Below are 17455 nucleotides of genomic sequence, written 5' to 3'. Positions count from 1 at the left end.
GGCGCCGCGTCAACCGGCAGCGCGGGTCGGGCCGCTCATTGCGCCACGAACACGTATTCGTGCTGGGCATCGCGCAGCACGAGGCCGCGCCGGCCGCCCTCGGTCGTCACGATGAACTCGAAATCGTGGTTGCCTGGTGAGATCGTGCTGAACGACACGCTGCCGTCATCGTTGCGCCGCGAAGCGACTTCGCTACGCCAGGCGCCGAAATCGAACCACGTCGCCGCGTCGACCTGCCGCACCACGAGGTCGCCGAGGGCCGCGCTGTGGTAGCGCCCCGCGAGCGCGGCCACGGCAGTCGGATCGGCCGGCACCTGCAGGCGCTTGCGTTCGGCCTGCAGCTCGCTGCGCTGGCGCGCTGCCGCCGCCGCAACGTTGGCCGCCGCCTGCGGCTCGCCGTCGAACAGCACCTCGAGCAGGCGGCGCTGGAACGGCCCGCGCAGGTACACCCCCGGATCGGAGTTGGTCAGGATGACGGCGCCGACGTTGGCATCGGGCAACCACAGCATGTCGGAGTGGAAGCCAAGCAGGTCGCCACCGTGGTGCACGACCGGCACGCCCCAGGTGTGGTCGACCATCAGGCCCATGCCATACACCGCGTCCTTGCCCAGAGCGACCTGCGCCTTGCGCCGCTCGAGCAGCGGCGCGGCATCGATGTAGCGCGTGCCATCCGGCAACCGGCCCTGGGCCAGTTCCATCTGCACGTAGCGCAGCATGTCGTTGACGCTGCTCCAGGCCGCGCCGGCCGGTCGCGCCGGGATCACCGTGTAGTTGAGGTCCATGCTGGCCGCGACGGTATGGCCATCGACATCGAGTCCGTGTGGCAGCGCGTGGTTGCCGCGCAGCGCGCGTGCATAGTCGAACGTGGTCGAATGCATCGACAACGGATCGAACACCAGCGACTGCATCGCCGCATCGTAGGCGGCGCCCAGCTCAAGCCCCGGAAACTCCACATGGCCACCGGCGTAGCCGGCCGCGGCCGCCATCGGATTGGAGTACTGGAACAGCGCGCCGAACGCGCTGGTCGGCTGCATCGTGGCGAGCGTGCGCAGCACGCTGTCGGGGCTGGCGCCGTCGCTGTCGAACAGCCACTCCAGATCCTGGCGCGGCAGCCCCGTGCAGGCGCAGATCAGGTGCCGCACGAGCACCCGGCGCGTGGTGTCGGCATCGCCGAGGCGGAACTGCGGCAGGATCCGCGTGACCGGCGTATCCCAATCCAGCCGTCCCTGCGCCACCAGCTTGGCCAGCATCAGCGTGGTCAGCGCCTTGGTGTTGGACGCGATCATGAACAGCGTGTCGGCATCGACCGGCGCCGCCTGGCCCAGTGCGCGCACGCCAAAGCCACCGGCGAACACGACCTTGCCGTCCTGCACGATGCCGATCGCGACACCCGGCACCTCGAGTTCGCGCCGCGCGTCTTCGACGAAGCGCTTGAGTTCGTCCACGCGCGCGGCGTCGAGCGCATGGGGCGTCCTGCCGGCGAACGACTCGCGACTGTGGCCCTTGGGCAGCAGCCGGTCGAGCACGAGCTTGACCTGCGCGCTGCGCTTCTCGCCGGTGGCCGCGCTCATGTCATAGATCACCACGGTCCAGGCGGCGTCGGCGCGCAGCGCCATGGCGAGCACCACGCGCTGCTCGTTGGCCGATGTTTCGTAGCTGTACAGGCGCATTTGCCGCCAGCCATCGCGTGCCGGCACGTCGCTGGCCGACTTGAGCGGCCAGCGCGCACCGCCCGGATACGCCGCCCACGCCGCGGCCACCGCCGCGTCGGCGTCGGCGCCCGCGACATCCACCAGGGCCAGGCGCGAATCGCCTTCGGGCGCGGTCAGCATCACGACCGGCGCCGCGCGGTGGACGCGCCAGTCCTGCGGGGCGATGAACGCATTGCCGCCGATCGTGAGCTGCTCCGTATCGGCCGCAAGGGACTCGCCGCTGTCGCTCGCTGGCGCGCGCGCCGCCTCGGCTGCGTGACCCGGCTTGCGCACGGCGCTGCCATGACAGGCCGCCAGTGCCAGCGCGAGAGCTGCCAGCAAACCCATTCCCAGCTTGTTCATGCCGCTCTCCCCGTCTGCCCCGGCAACGCCGTGTCGTGTCATTCCAGGTTCTGCACCTGTTCGCGCATCTGTTCGATCAGTACCTTGAGCTCGACTGCGGCCTTGGTCGTGCGCGGATCGGCCGCCTTGGAGCCAAGCGTGTTGGCCTCGCGATTGAACTCCTGCATGAGGAAATCGAGCCGCCGGCCAACCGCCTCGCGCAGCAGCAGCACGCGGCGCGCCTCGGCGATGTGCGCCGCCAGCCGGTCGAGCTCCTCGTCGACATCGATGCGCTGCAGTTGCATGACCACTTCCTGCTCGAGCCGACCGGGATCGAGCGGTTGCTTGAGTTCGGCCAGTCGCGCCTCGAACCTGGCGCGCAGCGCGGCGCGCACCTCGGGCAGGTGGCCGCGCACTTCGGCAACGAGGCCTTCGATCGTGTCGAGCCGCTCGCGCAGGAAGCCGCCCAGGCGCGCACCTTCGCGTTCGCGCGTGGCGACCATGTCCTCGAGGGCGCGATCGAGCAGCTTGAGCGCGGCCGCGCCGAGCGCATCCTGATCGAGCTCGTGGTCGCGCAACACGCCAGGCCAGTTCAGCAGCGACACGAAGTCGACGTTGAGCTGCGGGAACTTCGCCGCCAGCGCCTGCGCGGTGTCGGCCAACCGTGCCACGTAGCCCTCATCGACCGCGATCGCCTCGGCATTGGCATGGGTGGGCCTGTAGCGCAGCCCAAGGTCGACCTTGCCGCGCGCCAGCCGGGCGGCGACGCGCTCACGCACCTGCGACTCGAGCGCGCGCAGCTCGTCGGGCAGACGCAGGCCCAGTTCGAGGTAGCGATGGTTGACCGAGCGCATCTCGATCGACAAGGTGCCGTGCGCGGCGTCACTCTCGGCGCTGGCAAAGGCAGTCATGCTGCGCAACATGGCGATTCCGTGGCAAGGAGCGGACTGCAGTATGCCATCGCGGCGTGGCGAAGCGCCCGGCTGATCCTGCGCCGCGCGCCGGCGGTGTCGCCGGCACGATGCGCTAGACTCGCCGTCCTTTCGTTGGATCGGCTTGCCATGTCCACCTTCTCCCGACCCAGCGGTCGCGCCGCTGATGCGCTGCGCACCGTCACCCTCCAGCGTCACTACACACGCCATGCCGAAGGCGCGGTGCTGGTCAGCTTCGGCGACACCCGGGTGCTGTGCACGGCCAGTGTCGAGGACAAGGTGCCGCCGTTCCTGCGCGGCAAGGGCGAGGGCTGGGTCACGGCCGAGTACGGCATGCTGCCGCGCGCCACCGGCCAGCGCACGCAACGCGAGGCGGCGCGCGGCGGCCAGGGCGGCCGCACGATGGAGATCCAGCGCCTCATCGGCCGCGCCCTGCGTGCCTGCATCGATCGCCAGGCATTGGGCGAGCGCACGATCACGCTCGACTGCGACGTGCTGCAGGCCGATGGCGGCACGCGCACAGCCGCGATCACGGGCGCCTATGTGGCGCTCGTCGATGCCGTCAACTGGCTCAAGGCGCGCGGCTCGCTCAAACGCGAACCGATCTTCGGCGCCGTCGCCGCCGTTTCGGTTGGCATCTACCGCGGTGTACCGGTACTCGACCTCGACTATGCCGAGGATTCGGCCTGCGACACCGACATGAACATCGTCATGAACGATGGCGGTGGCTTCATCGAACTGCAGGGTACGGCCGAGGGCCATGCCTTCCGCCGCGACGAACTCGACGCGCTGCTGGCACTGGCCGGCAACGGCATCAGCGAACTGTGCGCGTTGCAGCGCGCCGCGCTGGGGCAATGAACGCGCGCCACATCGCGCACATCGCGCTGCTGGTGCGCGACTACGACGAGGCAATCGCCTGGTATGCGCGTGCGCTCGGCTTCGTCGTGCTCGAGGACAGCGCGCTCGACCACGGCAAGCGCTGGGTGCGCATGGCGCCAACGCGCGACGCCAGCTTCAGCCTGCTGCTGGCACGCGCCACCACGTCCGAGGCGCTGGCCTGTGTCGGTCACCAGCACGGCGGCCGCGTCGGCCTGTTCCTCCACACCGATGATTTCGCCGGCGACCACGCCCGGCTCGTCGCCGCCGGCGTCGCCTGCGAGACGCCGCCGCGCGAGGAGGCGCATGGCACCGTGGTCGTGTTCCGCGACCTGTACGGCAACCGGTGGGACCTGATCCAGCCCCGCGCGCGCGTGACCGCGCCATGAGGCTCGTGCTCGCCAGCGGCAATCGCGGCAAGCTGGCCGAAATGCGCGCGATCCTCGCCGACACCGGCATCGAACTCGTGCCGCAGGCTGAACTGGGCATCGCCGATGCGCCTGAAACCGCGTCGACCTTCATCGAGAACGCGTTGGCCAAGGCCCGCCATGCCGCGCGGGCGAGCGGCCTGCCCGCGCTGGCCGACGACTCGGGCCTGTGCGTGGCCGCGCTCGCTGGCGCACCGGGCCTGCACTCGGCGCGCTATGCCGGCGGTCACGGCGATGCGCAAGCCAACATCGCCAAATTGCTCGACGCACTGCGCGAAGTGCCGGCGGACCGGCGGCAGGCGCATTTCCACTGCTCGATCGTGCTGCTGCGCGCGGCCGACGACCCGGCGCCGCTGCTCGCCGAGGGCCGCTGGCCAGGCACGATCCTGCATGCGCCGCGCGGTGCACAGGGCTTTGGCTACGATCCGGTGTTCCTGCCCGACGACGGCGGCGGGCGCAGCGCCGCCGAACTCGATGCCGCCACCAAGAACCGCAGCAGCCACCGCGGCCAGGCGCTGGCGCGGTTGCATGCACTGCTCGTGCGCCACGCCTGAAGCACGCCACGATGTCGCCGTCCGCCGTGCCGCTGTCGCTCTACATCCACATTCCGTGGTGCGTGAAGAAGTGCCCGTATTGCGACTTCAACTCGTACACGCAGCACGGTGCGCTGCCGGTCGACGACTACGTCGCCGCGCTGCTGACCGACCTCGACCGCGACCTGCGCGAGCACGCGGCGGCGGTCGCCGGGCGATCGCTGCACAGCGTGTTCTTCGGTGGCGGCACGCCGAGCCTGTTCGCGCCGACGGCGATCGCGCGCATCCTCGATGGCGTCGCCGCGCGCATCGGTTTGCCGGCAAGCGCCGAGATCACGCTGGAGACCAATCCCGGCACGATCGAACATGGCCGCTTCGAGGGTTATCTGGCCGCCGGCGTGAACCGCATCAGCTTCGGCGTGCAGAGCTTCGACGACGACAAGCTGCGCCGGCTCGGTCGCATCCATTCGGCGGCCGAGGCCGAAGCCGCGGTCCGTGCCGCGCACGATGCCGGCGTCGCCAACATCAACCTCGACCTCATGTACGCGCTGCCCGAGCAGTCGCTCGCCGGCGCACTGGCCGACGTCGGGCGCGCGATCGCGCTGGCACCACGGCACATCTCGCACTACCAGCTCACGCTGGAGCCGGGCACCTTGTTCGCGGTGCGCCCGCCCAAGGTTCCCGATGAAGACGCCGCCTGGGACATGCAGGAGGCCTGCCAGCAGGCGCTCGCAGCGGCCGGCTACGCCCAGTACGAGGTGTCGGCCTACGCCCGCGACGGGCGCCAGTGCGAGCACAACCTCAATTACTGGCGCTTTGGCGACTACCTGGGCATCGGCGCCGGCGCGCACGGCAAACTCGGCGAACCGGCGTCCGGGCGCAGCGTGCGCACCAGCAAGTACAAGCTGCCGCGCAGCTACCTGCAGCACGCTGCCAACGGTGAGGCGCTCGGCAGCTCGAGCGCGATCGCCACGCGCGAATTGCCGTTCGAGTTCATGCTCAATGCGCTGCGCCTGAACGCCGGCGTGCCGCGCGCGCTGTTCGCGCAGCGCACGGGGCTCGATGACACGGCCATCGCAGCCACGCTGCAGCGCGCGCACGCACGTGGCTGGCTGGCCGACGACCCCGCGCGCATCGCCGCCAGCGAAACCGGTCGCCGCTTCCTCAACGACGTGATCGAACTGTTCCTGCCCGACCGCCCGTGACGGCCCGCGCGGGCGCGCGGCGCCGGCTCAGGCGAGCAGGAACATCGCCTTGGCCAGGAACACGATGCCGATCATCAGCACGAGCACGCTGCGATGCGTGCGGCGGAAGCGGCACGGGTCCATGCGGCCGCGCAGTGCCGCCCACATCGTGCTGAGGAACACGCCGAGCACGCCGAGCGCAAGCAGCACCTTGAGTCCGAGCATGAGGCCGAAGCGCGAACCCAGGCAGGCACCGCCAGCGCACTTGACCTCGAACATCGCCGCGCCCGACAGGTACAGCAGGGCGACCGCGAATGGCATGACGCGACGCGCGCGACGCAGGATCAGGCCCTCGATGCGCTCCATTTCGGCCGCGCCGAGCGACGCGTGGAGCGATTCGAGGATCACCACCTCGAACGTCACCGCGCCGGCGAACACGATCGCGCAGGCCAGGTGCACGAGTTGGATCCAGCCATACCACTCGATCATCACGCATCCTCCATCACCGCGGCCCGGCGGCGGCATGTGCCGCCCGACCGGCCAACAAGAATGATCCGCAGTCGCATCATTGACCTTGACCGGCGTCAAACCGGTGCGCGCCGGCTGGCGATGCGGCGTCGCGGCGGAGCCGCTACACTTGCGCCCCTCTCAGGTGTCTGCCGCTTGCTGCGGCGGATGAAACGGGAAGCCGGTGCGGCCCGTCGTCATGCGTTCGACCCGAACCCATGCGCAAGGCCAAATCCGGCGCTGCCCCCGCAACGGTAAGCGGACCGGGGTGGATCGAAAGCCACTGTCGCGACGCGATGGGAAGGCGATCCGCCCTGGCTGTCGGCCACAGCCGACAGCCGCCCGCGAGCCCGGAGACCGGCCTGGGATCCCCGCGCGCCGCCGGCGTGCGGGTCATGCTCCAGGCGTTGCGGTGGGCAACGGGCGGGCTCGGACGCCTGTCGTCCGCGCACGTTCCCGACCTTCGCTGCCCTGGTTTACGCGGGTGTGCGAAGGAGAATCCCATGAAGTGCGTGTGCTTCCTCACTGCGGCCATTGCGGCCGTCCTGTCCATGCCGCTGCACGCGGACGACATCAGCGAACAGCCGACCGTGCAGGTCACCGCGTCGCGGGTTGCGGTCGCGATCGACGCGACGCTGGCTGATGTCAGCGTGATCACGCGCGAGGAGATCGACTCCAGCGTCGCGCGCGACGTGTACGACCTGTTGCGTCTGCAGGCCGGCGTGGACATCTACCGCACCGGCGGCGCCGGCGCGCAGACGGCGCTGTTCCTGCGCGGCACCAACGCCAACCAGGCACTGGTGCTGATCGACGGCGTGCGCGCGGCCTCGGCCACCACGGGCGGCTTCACCTTCGAGCAACTGCCACTCGACGCCATCGAACGCATCGAGATCGTGCGCGGCCCGCGCGCGAGCTACTGGGGCGCCGATGCGATCGGCGGCGTGATCCAGATCTTCACGCGCCGCCTCGATGGGCCGCGCGTTGCACTCGGCTACGGCAGTTGGCACGACGCCGACGGCAATGCCGGCATCGGCCACTGGAATGGCGACGAGGGTTACAGCGTGCAGGTCGGCGCACGCCACGTGCGCGGCTTCTCGGCGACCAATCCGAGCCTGTGCAATGGACCCAACGACCCCTACTGCAGCTACGACCCGGACGCCGATGGCTACCGCAACAGCAATCTCGCCGCACGTGCCGCGTACCGCTTCGGCGGCCAGTTGCTGGCCGGCTCGATCTACCGCAGCCAGGGCCAGTCGCAATTCGACCAAGGCTATACCAACGTCATCAACCAGGTCGGCGGCGTCACGCTCGACGGCGCGCTCGGTGACAACTGGACGCACCATCTGGGCGCCGGCGCGGCACGCGAGGATCTGACCACGCCGGCCTACGGCTCGGCCTACCGCAGCCGCCGCTGGAATGTCAGCTGGCAGAACGAGATCGCCCTGGGCGAACAGCAGCAGCTCATCGCCGGCCTCGATTACACGCACGAGGAAGGCGAGTCGCTCGACCTGTTCGCCGGCGCGGCGCGCGTGCGCGACCAGCGCCACGACACCGGCTTGTTCGCCGGCTGGCGCGCCCGCTGGGGTGCGCTCGACAGTGAGCTGTCGGGCCGCTACGACGATAGCAGCGCGTGGGGCGGCACCGGCACCGGCGCCCTGGCGCTGGGCTGGCGACTGGGCGATGCGTGGCGCAGCTACGCGAGCTTTGGTCAGGGCTTCCGCGCACCCACGATGAACGAGTTGCACGATCCCGGTTACGGCGGCTGGTACGCAGGCAACCCGGCGCTGCAGCCGGAGCGCTCGCGCAGCGCCGAGGTCGGGCTCGAGTTCACGCCCGATGCGTCGCAGCGCGCCAAGGCCAGCCTGTATTCGACGCGCATCAACGACCTCATCAGCTTCACCGGCGACCAGAACCAGGCCATCAACATCGCGCACGCCGCCATCGATGGCGCCGAACTCGGCTACGAGCTGCGGCAGGGCCCGTGGGCGGCCGTCGCCAACTGGACCTGGGAGCGGGCCCGCAACGCCGATACGCGGCAGCGGCTGCTGCGCCGCGCCCGCGACAAGGGTTCGCTGGTCATCGAACGGGCGCTCGGCGAGCAGGTGAACATTGGTGCCGAGATCCTCTACAACGGCCACCGCAACGACATCGGCAATGTCACGCTCGGCGGCTATACGGTGCTGAACCTGCGCGCCCGCTATGCGTTCAACGAGGCCTGGAGCCTCAATGCGCGGCTGGAAAACCTCGCCGACCGCGACTATGTGGTCGTCCACGGCTACAACGTGCCGGGCCGCTCGGCCTTCGTGCAGGTGGTTTGGCGCCCCTGAGCCACCCCTGTTCGCGTGCCGGCCTGCATGCAAGAATGCGTAAATCGCGCTGTCGACGGCGCGATGATGCAGGGGCGCGAAGGACGCGGGGACAACAATGAACGGTTCGGTCAAGTTCGGTGAAAAGCCCGGCAGCGCGGCGTCGACACTTGCCAGTCGCCGCGATCTGCCGGTGCGCGTGCGCACGCTGTGCGAGGGCCTGCTCAAGCGCGCCCGCGAGTGGTTTGCACCAACGCTCGAACAGGCGCTGGCCGACATCGAGAACACGATCTTCCAGATGGCTGAGCGCGCCGGCAACAGCGGCGAGCAACAGCAGCACTTCGAGGCGTTGCGCAGTTTCAAGGAGAGCCGCAGCCTGATCGCGCCGCGCTTCCTGCGCAGCATCGAGGGTTCGCTGGCGGCGATCCGCCGCGCTGACGAACCGCCACTGCGGGCTGCCGGTCCCGGCAGCCGGCGTGCCGCGCTCGAACTGGTCGATGCGGCCGTGCTCGAGGAAGACCTGGCGCTGCGCGAAGTGGCCGCGCGCGCCGAGATGCGCAGCAGCCAGCCACTGCATGCCTTCGCGCATCGGCTTGCCGTGATCGCGGCCATTTCGCCCGACCACGAGCCGATGCCGCTGGGTCCGGTGGCGCTGGGCGAAGCCATGCGCAGCGCGCTCGGCGGGATCGACCTCGGGCTTGAATATCGCGTGCTGGCCTATCGCCAGTTCGACCGTTTCGCCCTGGCCGAGCTGTCGCGCTTCTACGACAGTCTCAACCAATGGCTCTGCGGCGAGGGCATCCTGCCCACCCTGAAACTGGGCTTTCGTGCGCCGGGAAGCGGCGCTGCCGGCGAAGCCGAGGCCGAGTCGGCGGCCAAAAAAGCCGCCAAGCCGGTCGACGCCGCCAAGGGCGAGGGTGCGCCAGCGGACCAGGCCGCGCCTGCCGAGCCGGGCGCGCCGGCGATGCCACCCGCGCCGCAGGGCATCGCCGCGCAGGCGCGCGCCGCCGCGGGCTTGCCGCCGACCACGCAAGCGGCGGCCGAAGCACCGCAGTTCTCGACGCTGCGCAACCTGCTCGCGGCGCGTCGCCGCGTGCAGGGGCCCACGGCGGCGACGCCGACGGCACGCGTGCCGTCGATCGCCAAGGATGACCTGCAGCAGCTGCTCGGCGCCATGCAGCGCGACGCCGCCGCCGGCGGCGGTCGCCGCTACGACGCCGAACGCTTCCGCAACACGCTTGCGGTCAAGCTGCGCAGCGCCGGCGAGCGTGGCAGCGCGGTCGGTCTGGCCGGCGAGGACCAGGACACGGTCGAACTGATCAACATGCTGTTCGACTACGTCACGCGCAACATCCGCGAGGACAGCATGGCGCGCCCGCTGGTCGGGCAATTGCACGTGCCCGTGCTGCGCGCGGCGCTGACCGACAAGACCTTCTTCACCCGCCGTGACCATCCTGCGCGCGAGCTCATCAACACGATTGCCGAGACCAGTGAACGCTGGCTCGACGACGCCGACGCCGACCCCGAACTCGCCGAAAAGATGCGCATGGTGGTCGATCAGGTGTCGTCCTCGTTCAACGGCGATCCGGCCGTGTTCGAGAGCATGGCGCACGACCTGGACCAGCACCTCAAGCTGCTGATGCGGCGTGCCGATGCGACCGAGCGGCGCCACGTGGAAGCCGCCAAGGGCCGCGATCGCCTCGAACTCGCGCGCGAAACCGCACGCGCCGCGGTCACCGGCCTGCTCAAGAACCGCTCGCCCTCGCCGCGCCTGCGCACGCTGCTGGAAGAGACCTGGACCGACGCGCTGGCACTGAGCGCGTTGCGTGGCGGCGCCAGCAGCGCCGAGTTCATGCAATGCCTCGATGTCGCGGCCGAATTGGTCGCGCGCGGCATGCGCCCGCTCGGCGGCAGTGTCGAGGACACCAAGCTGCGGCGCGAAGCGGCGACCCACCTCGCTGCGGTCGGACTGCACGAGGATGAAGTCAACGGCCTGCTCGACAACCTGTTCGCCGAAGCGCCCACCGATGCGGCGCTGGCGCAACTCGAACGCATCGACAAGGCGCTGCAGGAGAAGCCCCGGCTTGGTGGCGAAACCGCCAAGCGGCCCGAGAAGCCGGCCACGCCACTCAGCGCGGCCGAGCAAAAGATGCTCGACCAGATCATGCGCACCGCCTTCGGCACCTGGTTCGAGTTCACCAAGAACACCCAAGGTGAAACCGTGCGGCGCAAGCTGGCGTGGTTCTCGCCGATGACCGGCAACTGCCTGTTCGTCAACCAGCGCGGCGCGCGCATCGAGGATCTGACGCTGGAACTGCTGGCGCGCGAGATGGCCTGTGGCCGTGCCCGCGTCGCGCCGGTCGAACGCGGCCGCTTCGTCGATCGCGCCTGGAAGGCGATCGTCGACCTGCTGCGGCCACGCGGCAGCGCACTGCCAATCGGTGAGGTGACCGCATGAGCGCGCAGCAGAGATTCCGCGCGGCGCGCAAGCGTCCGGATCATTCCATCGCCATCGTCGACCAGATGACCGGCGAGCGCATCGGCCACCTCGGCAACCTGTCCTTGACCGGCATGATGGTGGTGAGCGAGCGGGCGATCGTCGAGGATGCGCTCTACCAACTGTCGTTCACGCTCGGCAACGGCGTGCTCGAGCACAATGTCGCCGTCGGCGCCCACCAGCAGTGGTCGGCACCGGGCACCGTGCATGGGCAGCAATGGGTCGGCTTCCACTTCATCGACATTTCCGAGCGCGACGAAACGGCGCTGCAGCAATGGCTGGAGACGGCCGAAGAAGTGGAGTGAACGGCGGCGGCGCGCGCCACGCGCGCGGTCGCGGTGAACCCCATCCACGCCGCGGCGTCAGGCGCCCGCCATCGGGCCGACGGCGATCGTGTCAGGCGCTCGGCGCGCCGCCTGCAACAGGCGAGCGGGCCGCATAGGCACGCAGGAACATGTCGACGCTGGCACGCAGGTGGTCGTCGATGTCGGCCTGGGACGGTTGGCTTGGGCAGCCGCACAACAGGCGCGCATGCAGTTCGCCCTTGAGCAGGCAGAAGAATTGCGAAGCCGCACGCGGAACGTCGGCGATGACGAGTTGACCGGCCGCGACTTCCTGCTGCAGGAAGGCCTGGAAGCCGGTCTGCAGGCGCTGCGGGCCGGCCTCCCAGAACAACTGCGCGAGCTTGGCCGATGCGATCGAGCCCGAGGCCAACAGCCGATGCAGCGCTATCGATTCGGGTGCCGCGACCAGTGTGAAGAACGCGCGCGCGATCGCCTCCAGCTGGCCGCGCACGGGCCCCTGCAAGTCGACATCGAACAACGCCTCGGGCATCTGCTCCTCGCAGCGCTCGCGGATCGCCGCCGTGAACAGCGTCTCCTTGTCGCGGAAATGGCTGTACACCGTGAGCTTGGACACGCCGGCATCGGCCGCGATCGCATCCATGCTGGTGCCCTCGAAACCGCTGTCAGGGAACAACCGCTTGGCGGCGGCCAGGATCGCGGCGCGTTTCTCCAGGTCCTTGGGACGACCCGGGCCGCAGGGTCTGGCAACACTGGGATTGGCGCTGGCAGGTTTCATGGATGACGAACGACACTGGTTGCGGAAGGCTGGTTTCGATACTATACCGGCTGGTTTGCTAATGGTCATGCCGATGCGGCATGTCTGCGACCCTCGATTGTGGTGCGCCGCTCCGGTGGGCGCCCTGTCGAAGGTCAAGATGCAGGTCGCCGCTGCCGGTTCAAGTCTCTCGCCGCACCGTCCCGGATCACCTCCCTCCCCGCGACCGGGCCGGTGCGGTCGGGAGCACCCCGCAAACGCGGGGTGCTTGCCACCGCAACACGCAGCATGGCGACTGGCATGGCTCTTGCTGGTGGTGGTTGAGGTTCGGCCGCGAGCGCCATCGAGCAGGGTGCCGCGACCACGCTGCCGCAGGCCGGCCGCAACACGCGGGCAGCGGGCCGCACCGTACACTGGCAACCGTGTCCGGCGTGTCCGTGTCCGGTCAGGTGGACAGCCCGCGGCTGGCGCCGGACCGGTACGCCAGGCGCGGTGACTTCCGGCACTACGAGTCGCCCACCGCGTGGCCAAGGATGCGTTTGCCCACGCGGTGACATGTCCCTATCCTTTCCAGTTCTTTTGCCCGCACTGCCAGGAACCCGCACATGTCGATCGATACCGAACTGGCCCGACACACCATGGTGGAAAACCAGATTCGTCCGTGGGAGGTGCTGGACGTGCGCGTCCTCGACACGCTGCGTGAGCTGCGTCGCGAGGCCTTCGTGCCCGAGCATTTGCGCCACCTCGCCTTCGCCGACATGGCACTGCCGCTGGGCCATGGCGAGTTCATGTTCAAGCCCGTGATCGAAGGTCGCATCCTGCAAGCGCTGGCGCTTGCCGCTGACGAGCGCGTGCTCGAAGTCGGCACCGGCAGTGGCTTCCTGACGGCCTGCATGGCACGCCTTGCGGCGTCGGTGACGAGCGTCGAGCGCCATGCCGACCTCGCCGACGCGGCGCGCAAGCGCTTGGCGAGCGCCCACATCGGCAACGTGCGCGTGGAGACGGGTGACGCACTCGGCGAAGCACGCACCAGCGAAACCTTCGATGTGGTCGTGCTTGGCGGTGGCGTGTACGCGATACCCGAACAACTGCGCGCCTGCGTGCGACCGGGCGGCCGGCTGTTCGCGTTCGTCGGCGAATCGCCTGCGCTGCAGGCGGTGTTGGCCACGCGCGAGGGCCCGGCGCAATGGACGCAGCGCAGCCTGTTCGAAACCGATGTCCCCTACCTGCACAACGCCGAGCCGCCGCGCCGTTTCAGCCTGTGACCCGCGCCGACTCCGCATTCCCGTTGCCGAGGACTCCCCGATGACCCGTATCCGCATCCTGCCCCTGGCCCTGCTGCTGGCCTGTTCCACTGCCGCCCAGGCCGAAGACCTGCTGCAGATCTACCAGCTCGCGCGCAGCAGCGATCCGACGCTGGCGGGTGCGCAGGCGACCAAGCTCGCCACCGACGAAAACGTCGACCAGGCGCGCGCCCAATTGCTGCCGCAGATCGGCATCAACCTCAATTTTTCCGCTGCCCACTCCGGTGAAAACGGCAGTCTGCAGATGCCTGTCGATCCGCTCAACCCGAGCCTGGGCTACGTCACCGTCGACGGCGTGACGCACTCCACGCGGACCCGCAGCACGAGCGCCACTCTCAACCAGAGTATCGTCGACATCAGCAAGTGGACCGCGCTCAAGGCCAGTCGCTACACGGCGCAGGCCGGCGCGGCAACCTACGATGCGGCTCAGCAGCAGTTGCTGGTCGGCACCGCACAGGCCTACTTCAACGTGCTCACCGCGCTCGACGCACTGAAGTTTGCCGATGCCAACGAAAAGGCGCTGGCGCGCCAGCTCGAGCAGGCGCAGCAGCGCTTCGACGTCGGCCTGGCGGCAATCACCGACGTCAACGACGCCAAGGCGCAGCACGACCAGGCCGTGGCCACCGTGATCAACAACCGCAACGCGGTCGACACCGCGCGCGAAACGGTGCGCCAGCTCACCAACCAGGAACCGGGCGAGTTCAAGCACCTGCGCGAGGACGTTCCGCTGGATCATCCCACGCCCGACGATCCGGCTGCCTGGGTCACGGTTGCGCTGGCGCACAATCCGTCGCTGCAGGCCGCGGCCTACAACGTCGACGCCGCCAACGCCAACATCAACAGCGCGCGCGCCGGTCATCTGCCCACACTCAATGGCTCGCTCACCTATGGTCGCGCACCGACCTGGGGTGACACGCGCTACAACGGCTATCCCTCCGCGCCCAACCATGCCGGCGACCCGAAGTGGGGCAGCACCGTGATGCTGAGCCTCCAGGTGCCGATCTTCAGCGGCGGCTACACGCAGTCGCGCGTGCGCCAGACGATCCACCAGCGCGACTTCGCCCAGGACCAGTTCGAGCTGAATCGGCGCCAGGTCGAGGCCGCCACCCGCAACAACTACCGTTCGGTGATCGCCGGCGCGAGCGCGGTCGAGGCCACGCGCGCGGCGGTGGTGTCGGCGCAGAGTTCGGTCGAGGCGACCCGCGCCGGCTACGAGGTCGGCACCCGCACCATCGTCGACGTGCTGATCAGCCAGCAGACGCTGCTGCAGGCGCAAAGCCAGTATTCGGCGGCTCGCCATGCCTTCGTGATGAACGGTTTGCTGCTCAAGCAGGCCGCCGGCGTGGTCGAGCTCAAGGACCTGGAAGCGATCAACGCGCTGCTCGAGTGAAGCCAGCGGGCGCGTGGACCGGTCATCAGGGCGGCGCCGACGCGCCCATCACGCGCTCCACCAGCGCCATCGTGCGCGCCACCGCGCCGCGCTCGCGTTCCACCGCCGTGAACGCCGCCTCGCCCATGCTGCGGCGTTCGGCGTCGCGCGACAGCAGGCGCAGCACGGCGGCACCGAGGTCGCTGCCATCGTCGATGCGCAGCACCGCGCCCGCATCGACGAGGTTCTGCGTCACCTCGGCAAAATTGAAGGTCTGCGGACCGACGATGACGGGCCGCGCCAGCGCAGCCGGCTCGAGCAGGTTGTGACCACCGACCGGCACCAGACTGCCACCGACGAAGGCGACATCGGCCGCAGCGTAGAAGTCGAGCAGTTCGCCCATCGAATCGGCGACGAAGCATTGGCAGACCGGATCGGCGTTGCCATCCTCGCTGCGCGTGCGCGTGTTGAAGCCATAGGCGTGACTGGCGGCCGCCACCGGCTTGAATCGTTCAGGGTGGCGCGGCGCAATGAGCAGCAGCGCATCGGGAAAGCGGCGCAGCACTTCGGCATGCGCCTTGAATACCGCCATCTCCTCGCCTTCGTGGGTGCTGGCCGCAATCCACACCGGGCGCTGCGCGCCAGCAGCCTCGCGCCATGCCGCGCCGCGTTCGCGCACGCCGGCCGGCACCACCATGTCGAACTTGAGGTTGCCGACGGTCGCCACGCGCTCGGGCATCGCGCCCAGCGCCAGCAGGCGGTCATAGTCGGCGCCCGATTGCGCGGCCACCATGCTGACGCAGCGGATCGCGCGCCGCGCCAGCGGCTGGATCGGCCAATAGCCGCGCAGCGACTTCTCCGACAGCCGCGCATTGGCGACCACGATCGGAATACCGCGCTCGCGACAGGTGATGAACAGGTTGGGCCAGATCTCGGTCTCCATGATCAACGCCAAGCGTGGCCGCACGCGATCGAGAAAGCGCCGTACCGCACTGGTGAGGTCGTAGGGCAGATAGACATGGAACACGCGATCACCGAACACGCGCAGCACGCGCTCCGAACCGGTCGGCGTCACCGTGGTGATGACGAAGCGTGAGTCGCCGTAGCGCTGCATCAGTGCCTCGATCAGCGGCAGCGCCGCATTGACCTCGCCCAGCGACACCGCATGCACCCAAATGCTGTCGTGGATGCGCGGATCGGGAAAGAAGCCGAAGCGCTCCCGCCAGCGCGCGAGATAGCCGTGGTACTTGATGCCGCGCGCCGTGAGTCGGTACAGCACGAACGGCGTCAGCAGGTACAGCGCGAGGGCGTAGAAGAAACGCTGGAGCACGAGGCGGCGCGCATTGGAAGGTGCGGCAGTATAGCGGCCGCGATCGCGCGGCAGGACGGCGCACGACGGCAGGCTTCGTAGACAGGCCGGCGGGCGTGACCCAGTCCACAGAAGCGGCATGCTCGCGCATAATCGCGGCGATGCCAGCGAGCCCGCCACCGTTTCGACCCGCCCTGCTGTCGCCGCTGCATTGGCCGGCCTGGTTCGGGCTGGGCCTGATCTGGCTGCTCGCGCACCTGCCGCGCGGCGCGCTGATGCGCGCCGGCCGTGGCCTGGGCTGGCTCATCGCGCGCCTGCCCGGTGAGCGGCGACGCGTCGCGGCCACCAACCTCGCGCTGTGCTTTCCCGAACTCGAAGCGGCCGCGCGCGCGGACCTGCTTGAGGACAACCTGCGCGATGCCGGGTGCATGCTGGCCGAATTCGCGCTGGCCTGGCTCGGCAGCGATGCCGCGATCGCACGCGTCCCGGTGACCTTCGACGGGCTCGAGCACCTCGCTGCCGCCCGTGCCACCGGGCGTGGCGTGCTGCTGGTCGGCGCGCACTTCTCGCATCTGGAGCTGTGCGCGCGACTGGTGTCGCGCCGCATCCCGATCGCCGGCATGTACCGTGTGCACGCCGACGCCGCGTTCGAATGGGCGATCAAGCGCGCGCGCCTGCGTTACGCCGAGGCGATGTTCACCAAGGACGAACTGCGGGCCTCGATCCGCCACCTCAAGCAGGGCGGCGTGCTGTGGTATGCCCCCGATCAGGACATGCGCGGCAAGGATGCCGTGTTCGCACCGTTCTTCGGCGTGCCCGCCGCCACGATCACGGCGACGCATCACCTCGCACGCCTGTCGGGCGCCGCCGTGATCGCCTTCTTCCACCGCCGCACCGCCGACGGCTATGCGATCCGCCTCGAAGCGCCGCTGCCCGACTTCCCGAGCGCGGACGTGGTCGCCGACACCACGCGGATCAACGCCCGCATCGAGGCCATGGTGCGTGAGGCGCCGAGCCAGTACCTGTGGCTCCACAAGCGTTTCAAGACCTGCCCACCCGGCACACCCTCACGGTACGATTGATCCGCACAGGATGCAGGCCTGCCCCCTGCCCTGTCG

At 69.4% G+C, this 17455-nt stretch carries 15 protein-coding genes and 1 riboswitch; of the genes, 10 read left to right on the top strand and 5 right to left on the bottom strand.

Translation table 11 applies throughout. The features are described from left to right. Positions 1 to 35: 35 nt before the first annotated feature. Positions 36 to 2054, bottom strand: a complete 2019-nt coding sequence (locus KF903_RS10600; RefSeq protein ID WP_291214430.1) for a serine hydrolase domain-containing protein — start codon at positions 2052 to 2054, stop codon at positions 36 to 38. Between the two features lie 38 nt (positions 2055 to 2092). Further along, complete coding sequence (locus KF903_RS10595; RefSeq protein WP_291214428.1) at positions 2093 to 2956, bottom strand: YicC/YloC family endoribonuclease; 864 nt, start codon at positions 2954 to 2956, stop codon at positions 2093 to 2095. Between the two features lie 138 nt (positions 2957 to 3094). Here KF903_RS10595 and rph point away from each other — a divergent pair, with 138 nt between their 5' ends. Genes rph through hemW form a run of 4 tightly spaced genes read left to right on the top strand, consistent with a single transcriptional unit; the run spans position 3095 to position 6007 of the window. Further along, positions 3095 to 3823 (top strand): ribonuclease PH, encoded by a 729-nt coding sequence (gene rph, locus KF903_RS10590; protein ID WP_291214426.1) that lies wholly within the window; start codon positions 3095 to 3097, stop codon positions 3821 to 3823. Further along, complete coding sequence (locus tag KF903_RS10585; protein ID WP_291214424.1) at positions 3820 to 4230, top strand: VOC family protein; 411 nt, start codon at positions 3820 to 3822, stop codon at positions 4228 to 4230. Before rph ends, KF903_RS10585 begins: the two co-directional genes overlap by 4 nt. Continuing rightward, positions 4227 to 4823, top strand: coding sequence for an RdgB/HAM1 family non-canonical purine NTP pyrophosphatase (gene rdgB / locus KF903_RS10580; RefSeq protein WP_291214423.1), 597 nt, complete (start codon positions 4227 to 4229; stop codon positions 4821 to 4823). The genes KF903_RS10585 and rdgB overlap by 4 nt, the downstream gene beginning before the upstream one ends. A gap of 11 nt (positions 4824 to 4834) precedes the next feature. Further along, complete coding sequence (gene hemW, locus KF903_RS10575; RefSeq protein WP_291214421.1) at positions 4835 to 6007, top strand: radical SAM family heme chaperone HemW; 1173 nt, start codon at positions 4835 to 4837, stop codon at positions 6005 to 6007. A gap of 27 nt (positions 6008 to 6034) precedes the next feature. On the opposite strand, the gene KF903_RS10570 is transcribed toward hemW, so the two are convergent. Beyond that, positions 6035 to 6475 (bottom strand): hypothetical protein, encoded by a 441-nt coding sequence (locus tag KF903_RS10570; protein ID WP_291214419.1) that lies wholly within the window; start codon positions 6473 to 6475, stop codon positions 6035 to 6037. Between the two features lie 144 nt (positions 6476 to 6619). Next, positions 6620 to 6874, top strand: a riboswitch (cobalamin riboswitch). Positions 6875 to 6996: 122 nt separating this feature from the next. Between KF903_RS10570 and KF903_RS10565 the strand changes: the two genes are divergently transcribed. From KF903_RS10565 to KF903_RS10555, 3 genes are all read left to right on the top strand, one after another. Continuing rightward, positions 6997 to 8820, top strand: coding sequence for a TonB-dependent receptor (locus KF903_RS10565; RefSeq protein ID WP_291214417.1), 1824 nt, complete (start codon positions 6997 to 6999; stop codon positions 8818 to 8820). 97 nt (positions 8821 to 8917) lie between these two features. Next, positions 8918 to 11257 (top strand): DUF1631 family protein, encoded by a 2340-nt coding sequence (locus tag KF903_RS10560; RefSeq protein WP_291214415.1) that lies wholly within the window; start codon positions 8918 to 8920, stop codon positions 11255 to 11257. Next, a complete protein-coding gene (locus tag KF903_RS10555; RefSeq protein WP_291214413.1) occupies positions 11254 to 11601 on the top strand; it encodes a PilZ domain-containing protein in 348 nt (115 codons plus the stop codon). Before KF903_RS10560 ends, KF903_RS10555 begins: the two co-directional genes overlap by 4 nt. Positions 11602 to 11692: 91 nt before the next feature. On the opposite strand, the gene KF903_RS10550 is transcribed toward KF903_RS10555, so the two are convergent. Then, positions 11693 to 12376, bottom strand: coding sequence for a TetR/AcrR family transcriptional regulator (locus tag KF903_RS10550; RefSeq protein ID WP_291214412.1), 684 nt, complete (start codon positions 12374 to 12376; stop codon positions 11693 to 11695). A 584-nt stretch (positions 12377 to 12960) separates the two neighbouring features. Between KF903_RS10550 and KF903_RS10545 the strand changes: the two genes are divergently transcribed. Together KF903_RS10545 and KF903_RS10540 are read left to right on the top strand one after the other, a co-directional pair. Further along, positions 12961 to 13620 carry a protein-L-isoaspartate O-methyltransferase gene (locus KF903_RS10545; RefSeq protein ID WP_291214410.1) on the top strand — a complete coding sequence of 220 codons (660 nt, stop codon included), beginning with the start codon at positions 12961 to 12963 and terminating at the stop codon, positions 13618 to 13620. Positions 13621 to 13660: 40 nt separating this feature from the next. Continuing rightward, positions 13661 to 15049 (top strand): TolC family outer membrane protein, encoded by a 1389-nt coding sequence (locus KF903_RS10540; protein WP_291214408.1) that lies wholly within the window; start codon positions 13661 to 13663, stop codon positions 15047 to 15049. A gap of 25 nt (positions 15050 to 15074) precedes the next feature. Here the strand turns inward: KF903_RS10540 and waaA are convergent, their stop codons facing one another. Continuing rightward, on the bottom strand, positions 15075 to 16358 hold the full coding sequence (waaA, locus tag KF903_RS10535; RefSeq protein WP_291214406.1) for a lipid IV(A) 3-deoxy-D-manno-octulosonic acid transferase: 1284 nt from the start codon (positions 16356 to 16358) through the stop codon (positions 15075 to 15077). Between the two features lie 140 nt (positions 16359 to 16498). On the opposite strand from waaA, the gene lpxL reads away from it, so the two are divergent. Further along, positions 16499 to 17419, top strand: coding sequence for an LpxL/LpxP family Kdo(2)-lipid IV(A) lauroyl/palmitoleoyl acyltransferase (gene lpxL, locus KF903_RS10530; protein ID WP_291214404.1), 921 nt, complete (start codon positions 16499 to 16501; stop codon positions 17417 to 17419). Positions 17420 to 17455: the final 36 nt, after the last annotated feature.

The organism is Dokdonella sp., assembly GCF_019634845.1.
Lineage (GTDB): Bacteria > Pseudomonadota > Gammaproteobacteria > Xanthomonadales > Rhodanobacteraceae > Dokdonella_A.
This window is presented reverse-complemented; position numbering and strand designations above follow the sequence as displayed.

Excerpts from the sequence above, each read along its gene's own strand:
- KF903_RS10600 (WP_291214430.1), bottom strand. The coding sequence starts at position 2,054 with ATGAACAAGCTGGGAATGGGTTTGCTGGCAGCTCTCGCGCTGGCACTG.
- KF903_RS10595 (WP_291214428.1), bottom strand. The coding sequence starts at position 2,956 with ATGTTGCGCAGCATGACTGCCTTTGCCAGCGCCGAGAGTGACGCCGCG.
- rph (WP_291214426.1), top strand. The coding sequence starts at position 3,095 with ATGTCCACCTTCTCCCGACCCAGCGGTCGCGCCGCTGATGCGCTGCGC.
- KF903_RS10585 (WP_291214424.1), top strand. The coding sequence starts at position 3,820 with ATGAACGCGCGCCACATCGCGCACATCGCGCTGCTGGTGCGCGACTAC.
- rdgB (WP_291214423.1), top strand. The coding sequence starts at position 4,227 with ATGAGGCTCGTGCTCGCCAGCGGCAATCGCGGCAAGCTGGCCGAAATG.
- hemW (WP_291214421.1), top strand. The coding sequence starts at position 4,835 with ATGTCGCCGTCCGCCGTGCCGCTGTCGCTCTACATCCACATTCCGTGG.
- KF903_RS10570 (WP_291214419.1), bottom strand. The coding sequence starts at position 6,475 with ATGATCGAGTGGTATGGCTGGATCCAACTCGTGCACCTGGCCTGCGCG.
- KF903_RS10565 (WP_291214417.1), top strand. The coding sequence starts at position 6,997 with ATGAAGTGCGTGTGCTTCCTCACTGCGGCCATTGCGGCCGTCCTGTCC.
- KF903_RS10560 (WP_291214415.1), top strand. The coding sequence starts at position 8,918 with ATGAACGGTTCGGTCAAGTTCGGTGAAAAGCCCGGCAGCGCGGCGTCG.
- KF903_RS10555 (WP_291214413.1), top strand. The coding sequence starts at position 11,254 with ATGAGCGCGCAGCAGAGATTCCGCGCGGCGCGCAAGCGTCCGGATCAT.
- KF903_RS10550 (WP_291214412.1), bottom strand. The coding sequence starts at position 12,376 with ATGAAACCTGCCAGCGCCAATCCCAGTGTTGCCAGACCCTGCGGCCCG.
- KF903_RS10545 (WP_291214410.1), top strand. The coding sequence starts at position 12,961 with ATGTCGATCGATACCGAACTGGCCCGACACACCATGGTGGAAAACCAG.
- KF903_RS10540 (WP_291214408.1), top strand. The coding sequence starts at position 13,661 with ATGACCCGTATCCGCATCCTGCCCCTGGCCCTGCTGCTGGCCTGTTCC.
- lpxL (WP_291214404.1), top strand. The coding sequence starts at position 16,499 with ATGCCAGCGAGCCCGCCACCGTTTCGACCCGCCCTGCTGTCGCCGCTG.